Annotated in this window: 13 protein-coding genes and 1 pseudogene; 3 read left to right on the top strand and 11 right to left on the bottom strand. The window is 67.2% G+C overall.

The window, feature by feature from the left end; translation table 11 throughout:
* Positions 1–50 precede the first annotated feature (50 nt).
* Together AC07DC_RS27490 and AC07DC_RS27485 are read right to left on the bottom strand one after the other, a co-directional pair.
* Entirely contained in the window at positions 51–998 is a 948-nt protein-coding gene (locus tag AC07DC_RS27490; RefSeq protein ID WP_478917174.1) for a carbohydrate ABC transporter permease, read from the bottom strand.
* Positions 999–1,000: 2 nt separating this feature from the next.
* Positions 1,001–1,918 carry a carbohydrate ABC transporter permease gene (locus AC07DC_RS27485; RefSeq protein ID WP_478917173.1) on the bottom strand — a complete coding sequence of 306 codons (918 nt, stop codon included), beginning with the start codon at positions 1,916–1,918 and terminating at the stop codon, positions 1,001–1,003.
* Positions 1,919–2,165: 247 nt separating this feature from the next.
* On the opposite strand from AC07DC_RS27485, the gene AC07DC_RS27480 reads away from it, so the two are divergent.
* Positions 2,166–3,263: a LacI family DNA-binding transcriptional regulator gene (locus AC07DC_RS27480; RefSeq protein WP_478917418.1), complete on the top strand. Its 1,098-nt coding sequence runs from the start codon at positions 2,166–2,168 to the stop codon at positions 3,261–3,263.
* Between the two features lie 899 nt (positions 3,264–4,162).
* Here the strand turns inward: AC07DC_RS27480 and AC07DC_RS27475 are convergent.
* From AC07DC_RS27475 to AC07DC_RS27445, 7 genes and pseudogenes are all read right to left on the bottom strand, one after another.
* A complete protein-coding gene (locus AC07DC_RS27475) occupies positions 4,163–5,614 on the bottom strand; it encodes a non-reducing end alpha-L-arabinofuranosidase family hydrolase (RefSeq protein WP_478917172.1) in 1,452 nt (483 codons plus the stop codon).
* Between the two features lie 855 nt (positions 5,615–6,469).
* Positions 6,470–6,808, bottom strand: a pseudogene (locus AC07DC_RS27470) (Tn3 family transposase); the annotation flags it as partial.
* Positions 6,809–6,898: 90 nt separating this feature from the next.
* Complete coding sequence (locus AC07DC_RS27465; protein ID WP_478917171.1) at positions 6,899–7,144, bottom strand: hypothetical protein; 246 nt, start codon at positions 7,142–7,144, stop codon at positions 6,899–6,901.
* A gap of 10 nt (positions 7,145–7,154) precedes the next feature.
* Complete coding sequence (locus AC07DC_RS27460; protein WP_478917170.1) at positions 7,155–8,867, bottom strand: glycoside hydrolase; 1,713 nt, start codon at positions 8,865–8,867, stop codon at positions 7,155–7,157.
* 568 nt (positions 8,868–9,435) lie between these two features.
* A complete protein-coding gene (locus AC07DC_RS27455) occupies positions 9,436–11,160 on the bottom strand; it encodes a family 43 glycosylhydrolase (protein WP_478917169.1) in 1,725 nt (574 codons plus the stop codon).
* 177 nt (positions 11,161–11,337) lie between these two features.
* Positions 11,338–12,771, bottom strand: coding sequence for a non-reducing end alpha-L-arabinofuranosidase family hydrolase (locus AC07DC_RS27450; protein WP_478917417.1), 1,434 nt, complete (start codon positions 12,769–12,771; stop codon positions 11,338–11,340).
* 463 nt (positions 12,772–13,234) lie between these two features.
* Positions 13,235–14,779, bottom strand: a complete 1,545-nt coding sequence (locus tag AC07DC_RS27445; protein ID WP_478917168.1) for an arabinofuranosidase catalytic domain-containing protein — start codon at positions 14,777–14,779, stop codon at positions 13,235–13,237.
* A gap of 386 nt (positions 14,780–15,165) precedes the next feature.
* Between AC07DC_RS27445 and AC07DC_RS27440 the strand changes: the two genes are divergently transcribed.
* Together AC07DC_RS27440 and AC07DC_RS27435 are read left to right on the top strand one after the other, a co-directional pair.
* Positions 15,166–15,621 (top strand): DUF4253 domain-containing protein, encoded by a 456-nt coding sequence (locus AC07DC_RS27440; protein ID WP_478917416.1) that lies wholly within the window; start codon positions 15,166–15,168, stop codon positions 15,619–15,621.
* Between the two features lie 293 nt (positions 15,622–15,914).
* On the top strand, positions 15,915–17,942 hold the full coding sequence (locus tag AC07DC_RS27435; protein WP_478917167.1) for a ricin-type beta-trefoil lectin domain protein: 2,028 nt from the start codon (positions 15,915–15,917) through the stop codon (positions 17,940–17,942).
* A gap of 793 nt (positions 17,943–18,735) precedes the next feature.
* On the opposite strand, the gene AC07DC_RS27430 is transcribed toward AC07DC_RS27435, so the two are convergent.
* On the bottom strand, positions 18,736–20,487 hold the full coding sequence (locus AC07DC_RS27430; RefSeq protein ID WP_478917166.1) for a glycoside hydrolase family 35 protein: 1,752 nt from the start codon (positions 20,485–20,487) through the stop codon (positions 18,736–18,738).
* A 168-nt stretch (positions 20,488–20,655) separates the two neighbouring features.
* A complete protein-coding gene (locus AC07DC_RS27425; RefSeq protein ID WP_478917165.1) occupies positions 20,656–22,101 on the bottom strand; it encodes a ricin-type beta-trefoil lectin domain protein in 1,446 nt (481 codons plus the stop codon).
* Positions 22,102–22,218: the final 117 nt, after the last annotated feature.

Genomic DNA, 22,218 nt, shown 5'->3' with positions numbered 1-22,218 from the left:
TTCCCTTTCGTGCGGTGTACCTGGGAGGGATGGCAGTCGGTGGGCGCAGATCAGCCCTTGACGCTTCCGGCAGACAGGCCGGACTGCCAGTACCGCTGGAGCAGCAGGAACGCCACGATCAGCGGGACGATGGTGAGCAGTGATCCAGTGATCACGAGATTGAAGACCGCTTCGCCACCCACGGTGGAAGCCTGGGCGTTCCAGCTGTTCAGGCCGAGGGTCAGCGGGTACCAGTCGGGGTCCTTCAGCATGATCAGCGGCAGGAAGTAGTTGTTCCAGGTCGCGACCACGTTGAAGAGAAGAACGGTGACGATTCCCGGCGCCAGCATCGGCATGCTGATCCGGAAGAACGTGCGGAACTCGCCGGCGCCATCGACGCGCGCCGACTCCAGGATCTCTTTCGGGACGGCGTCGGTGGCGAAGGTCCACATCAAGTAGAGGCCGAACGGCGAGACCAGCGACGGGATGATGATCGCCCACGGGGTGTTGGTCAGCCCCATCTCGGAGAACATCAGGAAGGTGGGAACCGCCAGTGCGGTACCGGGCACCGCGACCGCTCCGATGACGGTCGCGAACACGGCCTTCTTGCCGGGGAAGTCGAACTTGGCCAGCCCGTATCCGGCGAGCGTCGCGAGGAAGGTAGCGCCGCCCGCCCCGACCACCACATACAGCACGGTGTTGAGCAGCCAGCGGGTGAAGATCCCGTCGTTGTAGCTGAAGGTGTCGGCGATATTGCCGAACAGGGCGAAGTCGCCATCCAGCCACAGGCCGAAGGAGTCGAACAGCCCCTTCTGCGTCTTGGTCGCGTTGATCACCAGCCAGGCCAGTGGCAGCAGCGTGTACACAAGCATGATCACCGTCAGGGCGGTCAGCGTGGCGCTGCGCCGCTTCCGGCGGGAGGCGCGCCGGGCTGGGCGGACCAGCAGCGGGCCCGCAGAGGCACCCGTGTGCCGTGCGGTGGGCGGCTTGTGCCCAACGCGGGGAGTCGTGGTCGCCATGATCAGGATTCCTTTCGCATGCCGCGCAGCTGGACGGCGTAGGCGATGATCATCGTGATCACGCCCATGACGATGGCGACCGTGGCCGAGTAGTTGAACCTCTGTCCGGCGAACGACAGCGAGTAGGCGTAGAGGTTCGGCGTGAAGTAGGACGTGATCGCATTCGGCGCCAGGTTCTTGAGGACGCTCGGCTCGTTGAACAGCTGGAAACTGCCGATGATCGAGAAGATCGTCGCGATCGACAGAGCCCCGCGCAGCGCCGGGAGCTTGATCGCCCGGATGATCCGCAGCTGCCCGGCCCCGTCCATCTCCGCGGCCTCGTACAGCGCCGGATCGACCACCTTCAGCGCCGAGTAGAGGATCAGCATGTTGTAGCCGACGAACTGCCAGGTCACGATGTTGCCGATCGACGCCAGGACCAGACCGGGCGACAGCGGGTCGGGAAGCGAGATCCCGAACGCCTCATTGATGTTGCCGACCAGGCCGAACCGGGTTCCGTACATGAAGCCCCACATCAGCGTCGCGACGACAGCCGGCACTGCGTAAGGCAGGAACACCGAGATCCGGAAGAAGCCCGCCCCGTACAGGCGGCCGCTGTCGATCGCCAGGGCCAGCAGAAGCGCGAGGAGCAGCATGATCGGGACCTGCACGGCAAGGAAGACCGCCACCCGCCCGAAGGCGGACCAGAACTGCGCGTCCCCCAGCACCTTGGTGTAGTTGTCGGCCCCGACGAAGGCCGTTCCGCCGATCAGCTGCGTACGGAACAGGCTCAGGTAGATCGAGTAGCCGATCGGCGCGAGGAAGACCAGCGCAAACACTGCCACGAACGGCCCGACGAACCGCCAGCCGACCCATGACCGCCGTCTCGAGGCCGATGCCTTCCTGGCACCTAGAACCCCTGCCTGTGGTGCTGCGACCACCGTTTCACCCCTTGCTGCTCGAACACTGACCGCATTGCGTGGTCACGTGAATATCGAGTCCGGCTCAACATGCCGACTCAAACCTTGTTCACGTGACCATCCAGCTCACAGAGGGATGGTCACGTGACCATGATGCGGTAGCGTGGCACCCGTCACAGCGAGAGGTCAAGGTTTCTCGCACGTTAAAACTTCCGCCGCGGAGCCTTCAGTGGACGGCGACGAGCGGACGGACAGGAGTGAAGGCCCGATGGACCTGAGTGAGCGGGGACAGCAGGAACTGAGTCCTGCGGAGGGTGCACAGCCAGGCGGTTCAGCCCTGCCGGGCGGCCACCAAAAGCAGCACGCCACGAGGGCCGACGTGGCTAAGATTGCGGGCGTTTCGCCTCAGACCGTGTCCAGGGTCGCCAACGGCCATCCCAGCGTGATCGGGTCGACCCGGGAGCGAGTGCTGGCGGCGATGCGGGAACTGGGCTACCGGCCCAACAGTGCCGCGCGCGCCCTCAGGTACGGGCAGTTCAAGACCATCGGCGTGATCCTCCACAGCCTCTCCGCCACCGGCCACAGCGACACCGTGCAAGCGATCGCGACCCAGGCCGCGGCCGACGGATACGCGATCACTGTCATCCCCGTCGACATGCCCACCCAGGACAGTGTGCTGGGCGCATTCACCCGGATGGGCGAACTGGCCGTCGACGCCGTCATCGTCTTCATCGAGGTCCACCTGCTCGACGAAGGCACCGTGCAGCTGCCGCCCGGCGTGCGCGCGGTCGTCGTGGACTCCGACGCCGACGACCGCTATCGCGTGGTCGACACCGACCAGGCCGGCGGCACCCGACAGGCCATCAGCCACCTGCTCGAACTCGGACATGAGACCGTCTGGCACCTGACGGGCCCGGAGACGTCATACGCAAGTCAGCGCCGAGCCCAGACATGGCAGACCGTGCTCGAGGAAGCCGGGCGGCCTGTGCCACCGCCCCTGCACGGCGACTGGACCGCCGCATCCGGCTACGCGGCCGGCCTCGAACTCGCACAAGAGCCGGACTGCACCGCGGTGTTTGCCTCCAACGACCAGATGGCACTCGGTCTCCTGCATGCCTTCCAGGACCGTGGCAAGGCCGTCCCCGGCGATATCAGCGTGGTCGGCTTCGACGACCTCCCCGATGCCGCCCACTTCGCCCCGCCCCTGACCACCGTCCACCAGGACTTCGCGGAGGTGGGCCGGAAAAGTGCCCAGGAGGCTTTGCGCCAGATCCGCGAACACGACGTCCCTCGATCCGGCACCGACATCGTTCCCACCCGCCTGGTGGTCAGAAGCAGCACGGCGCCGCCGCCCCTGAAGCGGTAAGGGTGGGTGGCTGTTGGCTTGCCGAACTTGAGGACGGCGTGTCAGCTGGTCAAGCTTAGGGTCGGTGATTCCGTGGGAGCTGTGGCCTGTCGTGTTGTCGCTCGCGGGGAGGCCTCGAATGCCGTCGGGGTCGGGCTACTGGAAACAGTACGAGTTCGCCGCTCGCCGTCGAGTCGACGGGCTGCGTGAGGAGGCTGCCGCATCCAGGCCGAGCTGGCCGCGGCCGAGCTGGAATGGCAGGAGTGGGCGATCGCCCGCAGGCGGGTCAACACGGTGCTGGCTCCGGACGGCGGCAACACCGTCGGCACGGGGGCCACCCCGGATCCGCGGGATGCGAACGCGCCCCCAAGCACCCAGGACCACCTAATCGGGACTCCCGTTCGACGCGCATCTCTCAACATCGGAAAGACAACAGCTACTAAGACCTCTAGTTGACACATGACAGCGATAATTGTCACCAAGATCGTCAACTGACTTGTGGCACGATGTGACTCAGTGTCCTGTCGCGTCGCAGCTGGCGGATTCTCACTAGGTCTCATCGGTGTTGTCGGATTCTCACTGCACCGCGTGCTGAGCGGTGGGTTTTGCCCCGTTCGGAAGCTCGTTGACATCACACATGCCATGCCAACGACGACCGTCACCCTTCGTTACCACCGATTACGGGACAGGGCCGAAGACCGTACAGACCCGCTCGACACGTTCCGCGTCTCATGGTCGACCAGGACGAGGCCGCCACCATTCGGGTTCTCCACATGCACGGAGGGCTCGGCCTCGCACCGAGCCCGCCGCTCCAACTCCACCCGTTCCTGAGCGCTCACTGTGACGCTCACCCGGTTCGGCGTACGTCGTTGCCCGCCAACGTCAGGAACACCGGAGCCGGCCCTGTGTCACGCCACCGGCTAGCGCTGCAGTGTCAGCACGCCCGGCCGGTACGGCAGGAGGCCGTAGTCCCCGCCGTCGGTGCTGGGGTCGCGCCCCTGGTAGAGGAACTGCAGATTGCAGGGGTCGATGGTCTTGGTCTGGTCGGGGTTGGTGCGGACCAGATCGCCGTGGCTGATGTCGTTGGTCCAGGTGGTGCCACTGTTGGCCTTGCCGGCGAAGGGGTTGGTCACGGTGTCGGCCTGCGGTGTCCACGTGCCGTCGAGGCTGGTGGCCGTGAACGAGCGGAAGTAGCGACCATACCCTGTGTAATTCTGGGCCTCGACGATCATGAGGTACTGGTTCTGACCCTGGATCTTGTAGACCTCCGGCGCCTCGAACAGGTTGAGCGCCGTGTCGCTCATGATCTTCGTGGACGACGAACCGAAGCTGCCCGGGAAGTTGCCGATGGGCATGCTGGACCGGTAGATGTCGCCCTCATCGTTGGCGAAGAACAGGTACATGTTCGTGTCGTCGCCGATGAGGGTCACGTCGAGGGGACCCCCCTTCGGGAGGGTGCCCGTGAACAGCTCCTGCTGCGCGGACCAGCCGTTGGGGTTGGTGGGGTCGCTCGAGGTGCGGTAGGAGAAGGCGTATGGCCAACCCCCGTTGTAGGCGAGCACCCAGAGGTTCTTCGGGGCAAAGTAGAACAGCGTCGGCGCGATGCCGTCGAAGGGAATCGTGTTCTGGGTGGCGGTGGCCATGTCGGACCAGTTCGTGAAGGGGCTGAAGGTCGTCAATCCCCACCTCCCGTCGTTACCGGCGAGGGTGTTGTGCGTCGTGGCATAGACGATGTGCTTGCCGTTGTAGACGACGCTGGTGAAGTCCTTGAGTGAGGCCCACCCCGACTTCGGGTTCGCCAGCGGGCCGGTCGATGTCCAGCGGTAGGTCGACGGAAGAGCGCACGTGCCGGTGCCGACGTCGGCGACGGGGACGAGTTGCCACTGCTGGTTGCTGCCACCCCAGTCGGCGTACTGGACGATCTTGCCGCCGTCGGCGGTGGAGGCGCTCTGGACCTCGAGGGCCTTGCTGCTGTGGCGGTTCAGGAGGCGGACGTAGCCGCCGGCGGAGTCGGCGAGGCGGAACTGCTGGTTGGTCGCGTTGAGGTCGCTCCACTGGACGACATCGGTGCCGTCGGCCGAGGACCAGTTGTAGTCGTCGAGCACTTTGCCGGAGTTCCGGTTCTGCAGGCGGTAGTAGCCGCTGCCGGAGTCCAGGAAGCGCCACTGCTGGGCTTCGTTGCTGGAGCGGGTCCACTGGACGACGGGCGAACCGTCGGCGGTGGCGAAATTGTAGTCGTCCAGCGCCTTTCCGCTGTTGCGGTTCACCAGCACGTACCACTTGCCGGTGTCGACCGAGGCGGCCGAGGCGGACGACGGGTTCACCATCGCCAGCAAGCCGGCCACGAAGACCATCGAGAGCAGGGCGGCCATCCGCGGCCGCCATCCTCGCCGTGCCGGGGTTCGTGGAGCTGTACCGAGAGCGTTCATCTGCACCCTCCTAGGGGCGACTTGGGCAAGGGCCGGTCCTTCTCGGTGCGTGCGGACCGGGCACGGCACGTCCGAGGCGGCGGCAAGACGTGACCCCTGCGGGGTGGGGGCACCGGGCCTCCGGCACGTTGTTAGCGCTAACAACTTGAAGTCGAACATCCGGCGTGTTGCAGGAGAAAACCACGGGACATGAGAGGCCGTCAAGTACCATGCCGTAATCTGTCCGTTACTGAAGCGTCATCAGAATCTCGTCCTGTCAGAGTTGTTGACGGGGACTGACGTGAGCGCTCACACTCTTCGGCGCGGGCGGCAGTTGGAAGCCGTTGCTCTATCGATCTCTGTGAACGTCGGTTCGAATGTGGCGACTCGGTCGGATGATCTTCCGGCCGGGGGTGAATGAAAGCAGGGCCTGTTCGAGCCCGGCGGCGAGGCACGGCAGACGCTGGAGTCGTCGGCCGGCTACCGCGACGCGGCACGGGGCTTCGGTCTCGCCGAAGGAGGAACACGTTGCGTTCGCGGAAGCTCGACCCCAACTGGGGCGGTGGCTTCTGTGCGACTGGGACTGCGGCTTCTCTCCGGCGGCGCCACTCGGCGTCGAGACTGCCTCGGGTCTGCCCAGCCCGCTGCGGCCACTGCAGCACGTTCCCTGCGGTCTGCTCGGACTCTCGGGGTGGGTCGGTGGGCTCGGCGGAGGCCGCCAGCCGGTCGGTCGAGGCCGCCTGGGCTTGCGTGGCCTCGCGGGCGTGTTCGACGCGCTGGGACTTGGTCATCTGGCTGGGCCAGTTGCTTGCGGGTGGTGCGGAGCTGGCCGCCCTGGACCTCGGCGGGGAGCGCGAAGCTGTAGCGACCGTGGAAGTTGATGTGGGAGAACATCAGGGGCGAGAGACGGGCGATGTCCTCGTCGCGGACGTGGCGGCCCTCGGCGCGCATCTCGGTGATGACCTGCTGCAGGTACACGGTATTCCAGAGGATCACCACGTTGAGCATCAGTCCCAGTGCCCCGAGCTGGTCTTCTTGGCCCTCGCGGTAGGACTGGCGCAGTTCGCCCTTCTGTCCGTGGAAGATCCGGCGGCCGAGCTGGTGGCGGGACTCCTGCCGGTTGAGCTGGGTGTTGATCCGGCGCCGCAGCAGCTCGTCGGCGAAGTCGGCCTCGGGGATCAATGGAACCGTGGTCATCGACGAGAACGATCACGGTTCGATCGGCGCGAGGGTGCTGACGCAATTTTCTTACTCGCGGCGGGCCTTGCGCTGGGCCGGGACCGCCACGACGCCCTGGGCGCCGTCGAGCGGCTGGCATTGGGCGAGGAGCTGGCGGTGCACCGCGGGGACGGCGGTGACGCGCAGGGTATAGCCCTGACCACGCCGTACTGTCACGCCCTGGTCGAGAGCGGCGCGCGCCGACGCCGGCGCGGAGGCCGACGGCCCGGCGCGCACGCCACGGGTGGGTGGCGTCGCTGCCGGGCCGTCAGTCACTCACGCGGTCTCACTTCCCGTGCAAAGCCCTGCGGCGACGTCCGCGAAGCGCCAGCACACCGCCGACAGCGATGACCAGCAGGCCACCGAGGGCGCTGTACGTGACAGCGCTGCCCACCCCGGTGGAAGCCAGGTCGCCGGACGTGCTGCTCGCGGTCCGCTGGCCGACAGGTACGCCGTTCTCCGCCTGCGCACGGGTGCCGGTCGTGCCGGAGGCGGAGACAACCGGCGTGGCGGCGGTCGGCGTGGGCGCGGGCGATGGCTTGTCGGCGGCGGTCCCCGACGCGCGCTTCAGTTGAAGCGTCGTGATCGAGTACGGCGGCAGCGTCTGTGCGACTGCCGTGCCCCGCTTCGCCGTCGTCAGGGCGGTGCCTCCCTTGGCATACGAAACGGTCGTGACCGCGCCTGCGGTCGGGGTGAATCCGGCGTACGAGAGCGACACCTGCGCCACGTTCTGCGGGCTCTTGTTGGTCAGCATGACGTTCAGACCGCCGTTGCTGCTCCGCACCGCGTGCACAGTGACCGACGAGTTGCCCGAGGACGACTTGACCATGGTGTCGCCGGGCTGCGCCAGTGCGGTCAGCGAGCGGATGCCCCAGTAGGTGGGGAAGGGCGTGTCGCGCTGCGGTTGGCACTTCCCCCCGGCGCAGGTTCCAGCGGAGAGCACACCCCCGTCACGGTAGTCGGTCTGGCCGTGGACGGTGGTGGGTGCTTCGCTCGTGCCGTTGTGCAGGTTCCACCAGTCCACGTGGGTGGCGCCCTGCTCGAACCAGGTCATGTAGGTGTCCGGCGCGAACAGGGCCGCGGCCTGGCTGGTCAAGGCGGGCGAGCCGACGCCGTCGGTCTCGGTGACCGCGATCTCCACCGAAGCGGCGCGCGAGCCCGCGTACTTGGCGATCAGCGAGCGCAGCTCGGACGTGGTACCGGCGATCCGGGAGGGGGTGTTCAGCAGGTCGGCTGTGGTGGTGCCGCCCGGATACCAGTGGACGATGACGAAGTCGATCGAGCTTCCCGCGATGGAGAGCACCGTGTTGTTCCAGTCGGCGCTGTCACCGGGAGCCTTCTCCTTATCCGGCCAGCCGCCGGGGGTGGTGAGCACCGCTCCGATCTTCACCTTCGGGTCCACGGCCTTCATCGCCTTCGCGTAGGCGATCAGGTTCTTCCCGTACGCCGTCGGGCTTTTGTCGGCGTGCTTGTCAAGTTCCCAGCCCTTGCCGTCGCCGTAGTGCCCGTTGCCGTAGACCTCGTTGCCGATCTCCCAGTACTTCACGCCGTAGCCTTTGTCGACGTTGGCGTACTTGACCCAGTCGGCGGCCTCCTGGGGGGTGCCGGAACCGTAGTTCGCGGTCAGGATCGGCTGGGCGCCGACCTTCTTCGCGGTGGCCATGAAGTGGTCGAAGTCGGTGTTGGAGGGGATCCAGCCGCTGCCGTCGCCGGAGGTGTGGGTCTTCCAGTGGTAGTCGTCCGCGCCGGAGCCGCCGGGATAGCGCAGCTGCCGAACTCCCGCGGCCTTCATCAGCGATGTCACCTTGGCGTCACCCATGTGCTCGTCGCCGAAGCCCGTGTTGAGGCCGACACCACTGCTGGGCACCGTGCCCAAGGAGGTACCGGCATCCACACTGATGCCGACGGTCGCCGCGGCGCCCGCGCTGGGCGCCAGGGCGCCGACACCGGCCGAGGCGGCGAGCACCGCCACCGCCCCTCCGGCCAAATGCCGGAGCATCCGGCTACGGCGGGGCGTGCGCCCCCGAGGCATCGGCTGCTCGGCGGATCTCGGGTTGTCTGGTGACATGTGGGGCTCCGATCGGGTGTTGACACAGAGGGCGTAGCGCCGCTGACCACGGCTCGCCCTCGTCGGTACACCCCTAAGTGGCCAGTCGGAGCGGAAAGGTTGCCGTCTCAATCATTTTTTCGCCGAGACCCGGTCGCACCGTCTCACCGGACCCGGTGACCCCGTGACCCGGTGGCACGCCCGGGCTCCCTTTCCACCTCGACGGCGCGAACCGTCACATGCTTCCGGCCGCATACCGCCCGCGATGGCTGAGCGGCTGAAGCCGCACAGGACGCACAGGAAGAGACAGACGGCGGCCGCTGCCCATCAACCGCCACGACCACGGTGACTCCGGGCCGTGACCGCTGTCTCAACGACGACTCCGAGGAAACCGCCTGCAACTGCCTGACCTGCTGAAACTGCTGCTCGTCCAGTGGCGTATATCGGCTACCCCGGCCAGCAAAGGCCTTGGACAGGGTCGGGCGCCGGGTTGCCGGCCCGGGCCCGACCCTGTGTTAATTCAGCTCTTGCCGGTCAGGCGCCAGACCTGGTTCTTCTTGGTGGTCAGGGCACTGGCGGAGTCACAGGTCCACTGGTGGACCAGCGCTCCGACGGCGGTGGAGATCCCGCTGACGTCCACGCACTTGCCGCTGTGCACCGCGACGAGCTGGTAGTCGTTGGCGGCGACCTGCCGCAGCGTGAACTGCTGGTTCGTGCCGCCGTGGCAGGTCCACTGGTGGACCGCCGCGTCGTCGGCGGTGGAGAAGCTGCTGATGTCGAGGCACTTGCCGCTGTAGTGGTTCACCAGGAAGTAGGTGTCCGCCACCCCTGGCACCGGGCGGAAGTCGAACCGCTGTTCCGCACCGGCGCCGCAGGTGTACTGCCGGTACTGAGTGCCGTCGGCGGTGCTCTGGTTGGGGTCGTCCAGGCAGTACCCGCTGTGCTGGGCGACGGCGGTTGACGAGAAGGTGGGCTGGCCGGCGGTGAACTGCCACCAGTTCATATTGAACAGGTACCCGCTGCCACCGGCGAAGCTCAGGTACAGATCGTGGGTCCCGGTCGCACCGGTAACAGGGCACGAGACCGTGCTCCAGGTCTGCCAGCCTCCGGTGCCCGACACAGTGCATGTCCCGACCGTTGGCCCAGTAGTACTGTCCAGGTGCAGCTCAACTCGGCCGCCGCTGGTGCTTGATGCCACCCTGGCGGTGAACGAGCCGGCACCCGCGCCGAATGCTACGCCCTTGACCTTGACGTAATCGCCGTTTTCAATCCAGCTGATGTTCATCCCGCCCTCGCTGGAGGGTTCGGTTTCGATGCCGCTGCCCCACGCGATGGTCTCGGCTTCCTGACGGACATAAGGATCGAGTGTGCCGACCTGCGGCGCCCCGGCCGTCGTCATATTCATCGTTGGAATGGTGCCGTCGGCGTTGTAGCTGAACTTCTCCACCGCGACCGACCGGGTGAAGCCACTGCCGCCCGGCAGAGCGCCGTTGTGGTAGAAGAAGTACGAGCCGCCGTTGAAGTCGACGACGCCGACGTGGTTGGTGAAGCTGCTGCCCTCCGAGGGCATGATGGTGCCGCGATACGTCCACGGTCCGGTCGGGCCGGGCGAGGTGGAGTAGGCGATGAACTCAGAGCAGCATTTCGCCGCGAACACCATGTAGTACAGGCCGTTCCGCTTGTAGAACCACGGGCCTTCCTCGTACAGGGTGGGTCGGTTCGCGTCTCCCGTGCGGGTGCCGAACCCCGCGGTGGTCAGCGGTATCTGCGTCGGGCTGCCGGAGTACGAGATCATGTCGGCGTTGAGCCGCACGTACCAAAGATTCGGGTTGCCGTAATACAGGTAGGCTTGCCCGTCGTCGTCGATGAAGACGGTCGGGTCGATCTCACTGTTCTCCACCAGCGGGTGGCCGAGGGCGTCCCGGAACGGGCCGGTGGGGCTGTCCGACACCGCCACGCCGATGGCGAATTGCCCGGTCGCCCGGACCGACACCGGCACGTACCAGTAGAACTTGCCGCCCCGTTCGACGGCCTGGCCCGCCCACGCGTTGGCGCCCGCCCAGCTGAAGGTGTTCAGGCTGAGCGGTGAGCCGTGGTCGGTCCAGTTGACCATGTCGGCGGAGGACCACACCCGCCAGTCCTTCATCACAAAGGAGGTGGAGCCGTCCTCGTCGTGCCCGGTGTACAGGTAGACCCGGCCGTTGTAGACCAGCGGTGCCGGGTCGGCGGTGTAAATGTGTTGCACGATCGGGTTGTCTGCCCGGGCTGCGGCCGGAAGAAAAGCCATCATACATAGAAGGCTTATCGTCAAGGCGAGGACGCGTTTCGACCACCGCTGAAGTGTGAATTTCACTGTTTGAGTCCCTTGTTCGGTTGGGATACGAAGGGGTGGCGTCGGCGGGGACCGCCAGCAGCGGGACCTCTAGCGCTGCAGTGTCAGCACGCCCGGCCGGTACGGCAGGAGGCCGTAGTCCCCGCCGTCGGTGCTGGGGTCGCGCCCCTGGTAGAGGAACTGCAGATTGCAGGGGTCGATGGTCTTGGTCTGGTCGGGGTTGGTGCGGACCAGATCGCCGTGGCTGATGTCGTTGGTCCAGGTGGCGCCGCTGTTGGCCTTGCCGGCGAAGGGGTTGCTCAGGGTGTCGGCCTGCGGTGTCCACGTGCCGTCGAGGCTGGTGGCCGTGAACGAGCGGAAGTAGCGACCACTCCCTGTGTAGTTCTGGGCCTCGACGATCATGAGGTACTGGTTCTGACCCTGGACCTTGTAGACCTCGACCGCCTCGAACAGGTCGAGCGGCGTGTCGCTCATGATCTTCGTGTACGACGAACCGAAGCTGCCTGGGAAGTTGCCGATGGGCATGCTGGCGCGGTAGATGCCGCCGCGGTCGTCGGCGAAGAACAGGTACATGTTCGTGTCGTCGGCGATGAGGGTCTGGTCGATGGGGGCCCCAGGGGCGGGGAGGGTGCCCGTGAACAGCTGCTGCTGCGGGCCCCAGCCGTTGGGGTTGGTGGGGTCGCTCGAGGTGCGGTAGGAGAAGGGGTCGGGCCAACCCCCCCACTGATAGGCGAGCACCCAGAGGTTCTTCGGGGCGAAGTAGAACAGCGTCGGCGCGATGGCACCGAAGGACATTCTGTTCTGGGTGGCCGACGCCATGTCGGACCAGTTCGTGAAGGGGCTGAAGGCCGTCGACTCCCAGGCCCCCTGGTCACCGGCGACGGTGTTGTGCGTCGTGGCATAGACGACGTGCTTGCCGTTGTAGACGACGTTGGTGAAGTCCTTGAGCGAGGCCCACCCCGCGCTCGGGGTTGCCAGCGGGCCGGTCGATGTCCAGCGGTACGTCGACGGCAGCGTGCAGGTGCCGGTGCCCTTGTCCACCTGGACGAGTTGCCACTGCTGGTTGGTGCCGCCCCAGTCGCTGTACTGCACGACGTTGGCGCCGTCGTTGGTGGCCGCGTTCTGGACCTCGACCGCCTTGTTGCTGTTGCGGTTGAGCAGTCGGACGTAGCCGCTGTCGGACTCGGCGAGCCGGAACTGTTGGTTGGCGCCGCCGTGGTCGGTCCACTGGTGGATGGCGGCGCCGTCGGCTGTGGACCAGCTGGATACGTCGATCATCTTGCCCGAGTGGCGTGCCTTGAGCCGGTAGTAGCCGTCGCCGGAGTCCACGAACTGGAACTGCTGGTTGGTGGCGTTGGTGAGGGTCCACTGGACGACGTTGGCGCCGTCGGAGGTGGAGGAGTTGTAGACGTCGAGGGCTTTGCCGCTGTTGTGGTTCACCAGTACGTACCAGGCGGTGGTGTCCACCGTGGCGGCCGACGCCGGCGTCGTGGCCACCGTGAGCAACCCGCCCACGATCGCCATGGCTGCCGCGGCGGCCGCCCCCGACCGCCACCGACGACGCCACCTCGCGACGCGCGCTAACCAAACCGACATAGCGTCTTCCTTCCATCCTTGGGATCAACGACATGAGACGGGCCGCATCGGGGCGGACGACAACTGCCCGGGAAGTGTCGTGTTAGCGTTAACATTTCCCGGGGGGAGCCGTGAACCACAACGTGCACTGTGAGCGATGACATCGGCCGCTGTTTCAGCGAAATAACGGCGACGTCCTGGGCCGCACGGATGGCGGCGGTGATGGTCGGGCCACCTCCGCATAGGCGCGCCCGGTATGGCCGCTGTGCGGAAGGGGTCAGGCACGTCCGCGCCCGACCCCTTCCCGTGGTTCAACCTGGGCAGGGTTTATCAGCACATCTGGGTAAAGCGGTGCCGCCGCCATAGAGCGGCGGCACCGCTTGTACCCGTCAGGCCGGCGGCCGGGTCTGGTTCATCGGTAGCCGGCGGCGGCGATGTTCGCCTGGACCGCATTTTCGGTCGCGTCCGACGGGTAGCCCGAGACCATGGCACCCTCGTAGAACGTGCCCGCGCTGTCGTTGATGTTGCCTACCTCGGGTGAGCAGCAGTCGCCGCCACTGCCCAGGACGATGGCGCCTTGCTTCTTCATCGGGCTGTATTCGTTGGGCTCGTTGGGAAGCGCGCCGTCCCATAGGGTGTTCAGGCTTCCGGACTGGGCATTGCTGCCCTTGATCGCGAATCGCGACGTCCCGTTGTTCTTGAGTGTCGCCGTGACGAACTTGTTGCTGAACGCCTGCTGGTTCGGGTTCCACTTGCTGCTGCCACCTGGGAACAGGCCCCATTCGAGGTCGGCCTGCACCCAGGGTCCGGTTCCGGAGCAGCCGCCGAACCAGCAGCTCGTCCCGAAGTAGATGGCGTCCATGGCACCTGGCCCGTCGGCCTTGCGGGTGGTTTCGCTGTTGCCGTAGTCGAAGCAGCAGCTGCTGTTGACATGCGTACCGCTGGTGACCATGTACATGCCCTCGGGTGCGCTGCCCGTCGGGATACCCGTCAGGTGGCCGTCGCGCCAGTAGCTGGTCCCGGGGTTGATGTACAGCGAGTAGGCCTTGCTGCCGCCGACCGTCAACGATTCGGTGGTCGCTACGGCCGGGCGGGTCTGTGGTGAGCCCGGGACCACGCTGGAACCCTGGTACCACAGGTCGTTGCCACGCCCGGACTGATCGAACAGGACGGTGATGACGCACGTGGTGTTTGCGCAGAAAGAGTCCTGGGCCGCCGCGTTGGCGACGCCGCCAGGGGTCAGCACGCCGATGTTGCGGGTTGTGTTGTCTGAGCGCCGGACCTGATACAGGTCTCCGTTGTAGGCGCTGTAGAGGGCGCGCGTTGTGCTGTGCGCCGCCACGCAGGGCGTACCACCTGCGCCGTAGATGTCGCACGGGCCGGTGCCGGTGCCCTTGTCCACCTGGACGAGTTGCCACTGCTGGTTGGTGCCGCCCCAGTCGCTGTACTGCACGACGTTGGCGCCGTCGTTGGTGGCCGCGTTCTGGACCTCGACCGCCTTGTTGCTGTTGCGGTTGAGCAGTCGGACGTAGCCGCTGTCGGACTCGGCGAGCCGGAACTGTTGGTTGGCGCCGCCGTGGTCGGTCCACTGGTGGATGGCGGCGCCGTCGGCTGTGGACCAGCTGGATACGTCGATCATCTTGCCCGAGTGGCGTGCCTTGAGCCGGTAGTAGCCGTCGCCGGAGTCCACGAACTGGAACTGCTGGTTGGTGGCGTTGGTGCGGGTCCACTGGACGACGTTGGCGCCGTCGGAGGTGGAGGAGTTGTAGACGTCGAGGGCTTTGCCGCTGTTGTGGTTCACCAGTACGTACCAGGCGGTGGTGTCCACCGTGGCGGCCGACGCCGGCGTCGTGGCCACCGTGAGCAACCCGCCCACGATCGCCATGGCTGCCGCGGCGGCCGCCCCCGACCGCCACCGACGACGCCACCTCGCGACGCGCGCTAACCAAACCGACATAGCGTCTTCCTTCCATCCTTGGGATCAACGACATGAGACGGGCCGCATCGGCGCGGACGCCGACGACACCCGCGCACGGACGACTGCGCGGGAAGTGACCTGTTAGCGTTAACAATTCCGAGGGCGAACCGTGCAGGAATATGTGGGGGTGTAGGTGTTGAGTAGCCAACCGGCGGTGCGGCCGAACGCACCACGACTGTGAGCGGTAACATCAGCCGCGTCAAGATGTAACGGGAAGGTTTTCGGAGGATGTCCCTTATGGGACGCTGACCTTGCCGAGGCTCGACGGCCGTCAAGCCGACCGCAGCCTTTCGCCAACCGTTGATCAAGGCCGCGATCCGGGCAGTCGATCTCGGGGAGTTCCTCCGGAGTTCACGGGCACGCCGATGGCTCGGCGCGGTGGCCGCAGTCCTCCGCCGACTGCTCCTCGCTGGAAGAACGTCTGGCCGTCACCGCGCCCTTCGGGCAGCTCTGGCCAGGACTCGCACCCAGTCCCAGATCACCTCTTGATGCGGATGAGATGGCCGCCGAGTACGCCGGAACACTTCGCCTCCCACCAGCCGCAGTCGCTGCTGGGACTCGTCGCGGCCGCAACGGGCTCCGACGCGCTCACCGTCGCGGGTTGGGACGGGCCACTCAACTACGACAACGACACTGCCAAGTTTTCCGCCGTCGTACGAGGCTGGGAGCAGCGCTTCGGCGCACGCGTGGTCGCTGTCGGTCCCGCCATCCTCCACTTGAGCGTCGCCGCACCGCCGACAACGACGGAGGATGCCCTACGCGCCGGATCAAGATTGGGTAACGGCGGTCCTACCCCTTGCCCGACGAATTGTGAGCGTTAACAATCTCACGAGAGCAAAACGGCCGCGCAACCTCCGGTTCACGTCAACGACCTGGAAGCGGTGCTGCCCCGACCCGCGGGACCGGGCTGCGCAACGGTCCCGCCGTCACCACGGCGACACCACACGGCGACGCGCTCGGCCGGCTCGGTCAACCGTGCACTGATCGACATGTCGATCGATCTTCCGTGTTCGGTTGTCTCCCTTCGGAAGGAACCCACATGCCGCTTCAGCCTTTTGCCCCCCGAACAAGGCGTCTGGGCAGAGCCGTTCTCGTCCGCAGCGCGGTGCTCGCGATGGCTGCCGGCGCGCTCGCCGGTCTCCAGCACCAGCCGGCCACCGCACTGGACCGGACCGAAACGGTCGCGGTGACGTCCAGCCAGATCGCCGTACCCCCGGCGCCGATGGGCTGGGCCTCGTGGAACACCTTCGCCGCGAAGATCGACTACAACGTGATCAAGGCGCAGGTCGACGCGTTCGTCGCGGCCGGACTGCCGGCCGCCGGATACAAGTACATCAACCTCGACGAGGGCTGGTGGCAGGGCACCCGCGACAGCCAGGGCAACATCACCGTCGACGAGTCCGAGTGGCCCGGCGGCATGAGCGCCATCGCCGACTACATCCACAGCAAGGGCCTCAAGGCGGGCATCTACACCGACGCGGGCAAGGACGGCTGCGGCTACTACTACCCGACGGGCCGCCCGGCCGCGCCCGGCAGCGGCAGCGAGGGCCACTACGAGCGGGACATGCTCCAGTTCTCCCAGTGGGGCTTCGACTACGTCAAGGTCGACTGGTGCGGCGGCGACGTGGAGGGCCTCGACGCGAAGACGACGTACCAGGCCATCAGCGACGCCGCCGCGAATGCGACCGCCACCACCGGCCGCGAGCTGAAACTGTCCATCTGCAACTGGGGCAAGCAGAACCCGTGGAACTGGGGCGCCGGCATGTCGTCCCTGTGGCGTACCAACACCGACATCATCTTCCATGGCGAGTCGCCGTCGTGGGACAGGATGCTCGCCAACTTCGACACGAACGTGCACCCCTCGGCCCAGCACACCGGCTACTACAACGACCCGGACATGCTCATGGTCGGCATGGACGGCTTCACCGCCGCCCAGAACCGCAGCCACATGAACCTGTGGGCCATCTCGGGCGCCCCGCTCCTGGCCGGCAACAACGTGGCCACGATGAGCACGCAGACGCGTGACATCCTCACCAACCCCGAGGTCATCGCGGTCGACCAGGACCCGCGCGGCCTCCAGGGCGTCAAGGTCGCCGAGGACACCACCGGACTACAGGTCTACGGCAAGGTCCTGTCCGGAACCGGCAAGCGGGCCGTCACCCTGCTCAACCGCACCTCCAGCGCACAGAACATGACCGTCCGTTGGTCCGACCTCGGCCTGACCGCCGCCTCCGCCACCGTCCGCAACGTCTGGACGCGCTCCAACGTGGGCAGCTTCGGCACCAGCTACACCGTCACCGTCCCCGCCAAGGACTCCGTGATGCTCACGGTCGCCGGCGGCACCGAGGCGGCGAGCTCCACCTACGAGGCCGAAGCCACCGCCAACACCAAGGGCGGCTCCGCGACCAACGCCACCTGCGCCAACTGCTCCGGCGGCACCAAGGTGGGCAACGTCGGCAACGGCGCCGCCAACACCCTCCGCTTCAACAACGTCACGGCCGACGCCACGGGCACCAAGGTCATCAACATCGCCTACACCAACGGCACCAACGCCGCCCGTACGGCCGTCCTCCAGGTCAACGGACAGCAGGCCACCACCGTCTCCTTCCCGCCGACCGGTTCCTGGACCACGCCCGGCACCGTCTCGGTCGAGGCTTCCCTGGCCAAGGGCTCGTCGAACACGCTGTCGTTCTCCAACTCCTCGGCCTGGACACCGGACTTCGACGCCATCGAGGTCCGCCCGCTGCCCGGCGCGAACGGCGCCCAGGTGGTCGGAGCGCAGTCGAACCGCTGCCTCGACATCAACAACTACACCATCAGCAACGGCACCGACGCGCATCTGTGGGGCTGCAGCGGCGGTGAGAACCAGTCGTGGAACAACACCTCCCGCAAGCAGCTCGTGGTTTATGGCAACAAGTGCCTGGACGCCTACAACGGCGGCACGGCCAACGGCACCAGGGTCGTCATCTGGGACTGCAACGGCCAGAGCAACCAGCAGTGGAGCGTGAACGCGGACGGCACCATCACCAACGTGGGCGGCGGCCTCTGCCTGGACGCCACCGGCGGGGGGACCGCCAACGGCACCAAGCTGGTCCTGTGGACCTGCAACGGCAACAACAGCCAGAAGTGGGCCCTGTCGTAGTACGACACGACAGCGTGAGCAACTGCAGGACGCTCGGCCCAACGCCAATTCACCGAAGGAGCATTGACGACCAGTGAGATCGTTTCTGGTCCGGTGTTCCAACCTCCAGCGCCTCAGTTTCGGGAAACGATCACCTGCCCGGCGGGTAAGTGATCTTCAGGCGGTGCCTCGCGGTCCTGGTCGCCACTACTCGTGAACGACCCAACAGGAGTGGCGGCCCCGTCGCATCGCGCCGCGAGGCGGTCAGCGTATTCGTCGAGTCGGTGGTGGAGTTCGAGGACGCTGCCCTTCTGGGGCGGACGGGTAAGGAGTCGGGCAATCTCGTCAACCCGCCGCTTTCGGTCCGATCCCGTGCCGACCGATGCAAGTAGCGGGCAGTTGAGATGTTCGGCCTGGGTGACCCCGGCCCACACGACGTGCCGATGGCGGAGTCCCGTTGGGTGGCACGTCGCTCGAGTGTGGGGATGGCGGAGCACAGGTCGGTCCAATCGGCTGGCGGCCAACTGGATCGAACTGACACCAGCCCAGGTCAGCGGAGCTCCCAAGTGGCATCTATCGTTGGGAGTCGCAGCACTGCCTTACATCTCTGCTTGGCTCGGGCGTCCAAAAGCGTTACACGTCTTTCTCGACCACCGACGGTCCCTCCACCGCGTTCGGATCGGCACCGACGACGGGACCCCGGGTGCACCGGACCAGGCGTCCGGCACCTGACCAGGCACGAAATCCGGTCCCGGGGACGGCCGGCGTTCATGGCGGGGCTCTTGGCCTGCGGGTTGGCATACGGCGGCGACCGCTACTGCTCGGTGGGGCCGAGGTCCGGGGTCGGGCGCAGCTCGACGGTACGGGGGCGGTGGGCGGCGTGCAGTTCGAGCACGACGATCTCGTTGGCGCCTGCCCGCAGCACCGGCTTCGGCACGTACAGCGACCCCTGTGGGCCGCGCGACCAGTAGCGGCCCAGGGCGAAACCGTTGACCCAGGCGTTGCCCTTCGTCCAGCCGCGCAGGTGGAGGAAGGTGTCGGCCGGCTCGGCGAGGTCGACGGTGCCGCGGTGGAAGGTGGGCCCGGTCGGCGTCGTGGTGGTGTTGGTGAACGGCAGCTGCGTCAGGGAGGTCAGCGGCAGGGGCCGGCTGCACCACCCGGTCAGTGCGGATCCGTCCAGGAGGATGGCGCCGAGCAGGCCTTTGCGGTCGTGGATGCCCGGCCCGTAGTTGACTCGCCCCTGGTTCTCCACCAGCACGCTCAGTACGGTGCCCGCGCGCGGCACGGTGAAGGCGATGGCCCGCTCGTGGTTCTCGCGCTCCAGCACCCCGATGGGCAGGCCGTCGAGGAACACCTGGGCGCGGTCGCGCACCTGCTCCACTTCCAGCAGCACCGGCCCTGCCGCGGGCAGCGCGGTCTCGTACAGTACGAACCCGAAGTCCTGCCCGAGCTCCTCCATCGTCAGCGGCCGCTCGGACGCCACCGCGTCACCCAGGTCGGCAGCGCACGCGAGCAGGGAGGCGCTGTCGGTGAGCGCGATGGTGTGGGGGGCGAGTTTGGCCCCGGGGTCGGGGACGGGCTCGGCGGGGACCGGCGCGTACTTGGCGAGGACCCGGCGGAATGCGGTGAATTTCTCGGTGGGGTCACCAGCCTCGTCCAGCGGTGCGTCGTAGTCGTAGGAGGTGATGGTCGGCCGGTAGGTGTGCTTGTCGTTGGCGCCGTTGGTGAAGCCGAAGTTGGTGCCGCCGTGGAACATGTAGAAGTTCACCGAGGCCCCGGTCGCGAGCAGTTCGTCCAGCTCCTGGGCGGCCTGGGCCGGGTCGCGGATGACGTGGTGGGCGCCCCAGCGGTCGAACCAGCCGTTCCAGAACTCGGCGCACAGCAGCGGGCCGGCCGGCTGGTGTGCGCGCAGCGCGGCCAGGCTCTGCGCCGAGCGGCTGCCGAAATTGGCTGTCGCGAGCACGCCCGGCAGGGCGCCCCGCTCCAGGTCGGCGGGCTGGTCACAGGTGAACAGCGGCACGTCGACACCGCACCGGCGGAGCGTGGCGGCCAGGTGCTCCAGATAGGCGGTGTCGTCGCCGTAGGCCCCGTACTCGTTCTCCACCTGCACCGCCAGCACCGGGCCGCCGCGGGTGGCGAGGTAGGGCTGCAGGGGGGTGAGGAGCTGGGCGAGGTAGCGGTCCAGCGCGGACAGGAACCGGGGGTCCCGGCTGCGCAGGGCGATGTCCGGCTCGGCCAGCAGCCAGGACGGCAGGCCGCCGCCCTCCCACTCGGCGCAGATGTACGGGCCCGGCCTGAGCAGTACGTGCAGCCCCTCGGCCGCGGCCAGGTCGAGGAAGGCCGGCAGGTCCAGTTCGCCGTCCACCCGGAAGGAGTCCGGGCGCGGCTCGTGCAGGTTCCACGGCACGTACGTCTCGACGGTGTTGAGGCCCATCAGGCGGGCCTTGTGCAGCCGGTCCGCCCACTGCGCGGGGTGGACGCGGAAGTAGTGCAGTCCTCCGGACAGGATTTGGAAGGGTGCGCCGTCGAGCCGAAACCCGTTGTCGTCGAAGTCAAGAACGGGCATGTGCGAGTACTCCTGTGCTGAAGGGGGAGTGTGGGGTGGGGCGGTGCCGGCCTCGAAGAGGCGGGTGGGCCGGCCGGCCGCGCGGAGGGCGCCCGCGGCGGCCGCCGGCCTGGTACCCGTACGCGCCGGCGATCTGTTCCGCCGCCGAACTGCTGGGCCGGTGAACTGCTAGAGGGTCTGCCACTTCTGGTTGTCGCCCGCCCAGCAGTCGTAGAGCTGGCCTTTGGCGGTGGTCTGGTCCAGGTCGAGGCAGCGGCCCGACTGGACGCCGCGGATCGTGCCGTCCGAGGAGAACGTCCACTTCTGGTTCGCGCCGCCGTTGCAGTCGTAGATCCCGACCGCGCTGCCGTTGGCCGTCGCCTGGCCGCCGACGTCCAGACACTTCTCGCCGTTGTAGACGGTGAGCTGTCCCGACGGCGTCCTGGTCCACTTCTGGTTGTCGCCGCCGTTGCAGGTCCACGCCATGACCTGGGTGCTGTTGGCATGGGTGGCGCCGGGGACGTCGAGGCAGCGGTTCGTGCCGCTGAGGCTGTGCAGGGCGCCCGTGTGCACGCCGGGATCCAGGCCCCAGGCGTACTTGAGCCGGTCGATGCCGCTGATGTTGCGGACGCCCAGCGACAGGTTGGTGCCGCTGCCCTGAAGGGCGAACAGGGAGTAATAGTCGTAGGTGGGCCGCTCGTTGTGCGGGCCGCCGAGGGCAGGCCAGTAGACCGCGCCCACGCCGAGGGCGCGGACGGTGTCGGTGTCGGCACGCAGGTAGCGGATGAAGTTGTCGGTGCTGGTGGTGGTGTTGTAGTTCAGGCCGTCGTCCATCGGCGCGCCGAACTCGTCCAGGACGGTGCGCGAGGCGCAGGAGCCGATGCCGTCCTTGAAGTGGGCGACCCATTGGTCGTAGGTCTTGGCGGCGCTCATGAAGGCGTAGTGGTGGTAGGAGAGGTAGGTCCCGTCCAGGCGGCTGTCGCCGCACACGGGCTTGACGTCACCGTTGTAGCCGACACCGCTGATGAAGATCCGGCCCCGGGGGACCGAGGGGCGGTCGGCGAGCCAGGTGGCGGCGAGGTTCGTCCACTCGGTGGCGTCGTAGCCGTGGGGCTCGTTCATCGGCTCGAAGTAGACCAGGCCGTTGGAGCCGTACTTGGCGACAACGGTGTTCCACATGGTGTTGAAGGCGGCCATGTCGACGATCCGGCCGTTGGAGGACGCCCCGTCCTCCCAGTAGGACAGGACGACCTTGAAGCCCTTGGCGGTCGCGGAGTCGATGGCGCCGGTGTAGGCGTTCCACCAGGCGGTGCCGACGGATTTGGTGTTGACCGGCAGGCGGACGGTGTTGGCGCCGAGGGTGGCCTTCAAGCCGTTGTAGACGGCGTCCGCCTTGGCCTTGACGGTGACGTAGCTGTCGGTGACGTTCAGTCCTTCGAGGACGACGGGTCCGTCGACGTAGTTGTCGCCCGGGCGGGCCCAGTTCACGCCCTGGAACTGTGCGGCGGCGAACGGCGGGGTGTCGGCTGCGGCCGGGGACGCGTCGGTCAGGGCGGTGAGCGGTGCGAACAGCGCGGCGCCCAGCAGACAGGCCAGGACGCGGCGGGCGGTGCGGGACGGGGAGGGGTGGGGCATGGCTTTCCCTTTCTGTGAGGCAGTACCTCGGGGCAGGCACGACGACGAGCAGGAAGAAGCGCATGGCGATGCCGGGGCGCGGTCCGGTGGGCCGGGAGCGGGGCCCCGCCGCCGGTC

Source organism: Streptomyces sp. NPDC045021, from assembly GCF_056432645.1.
This window is presented reverse-complemented; position numbering and strand designations above follow the sequence as displayed.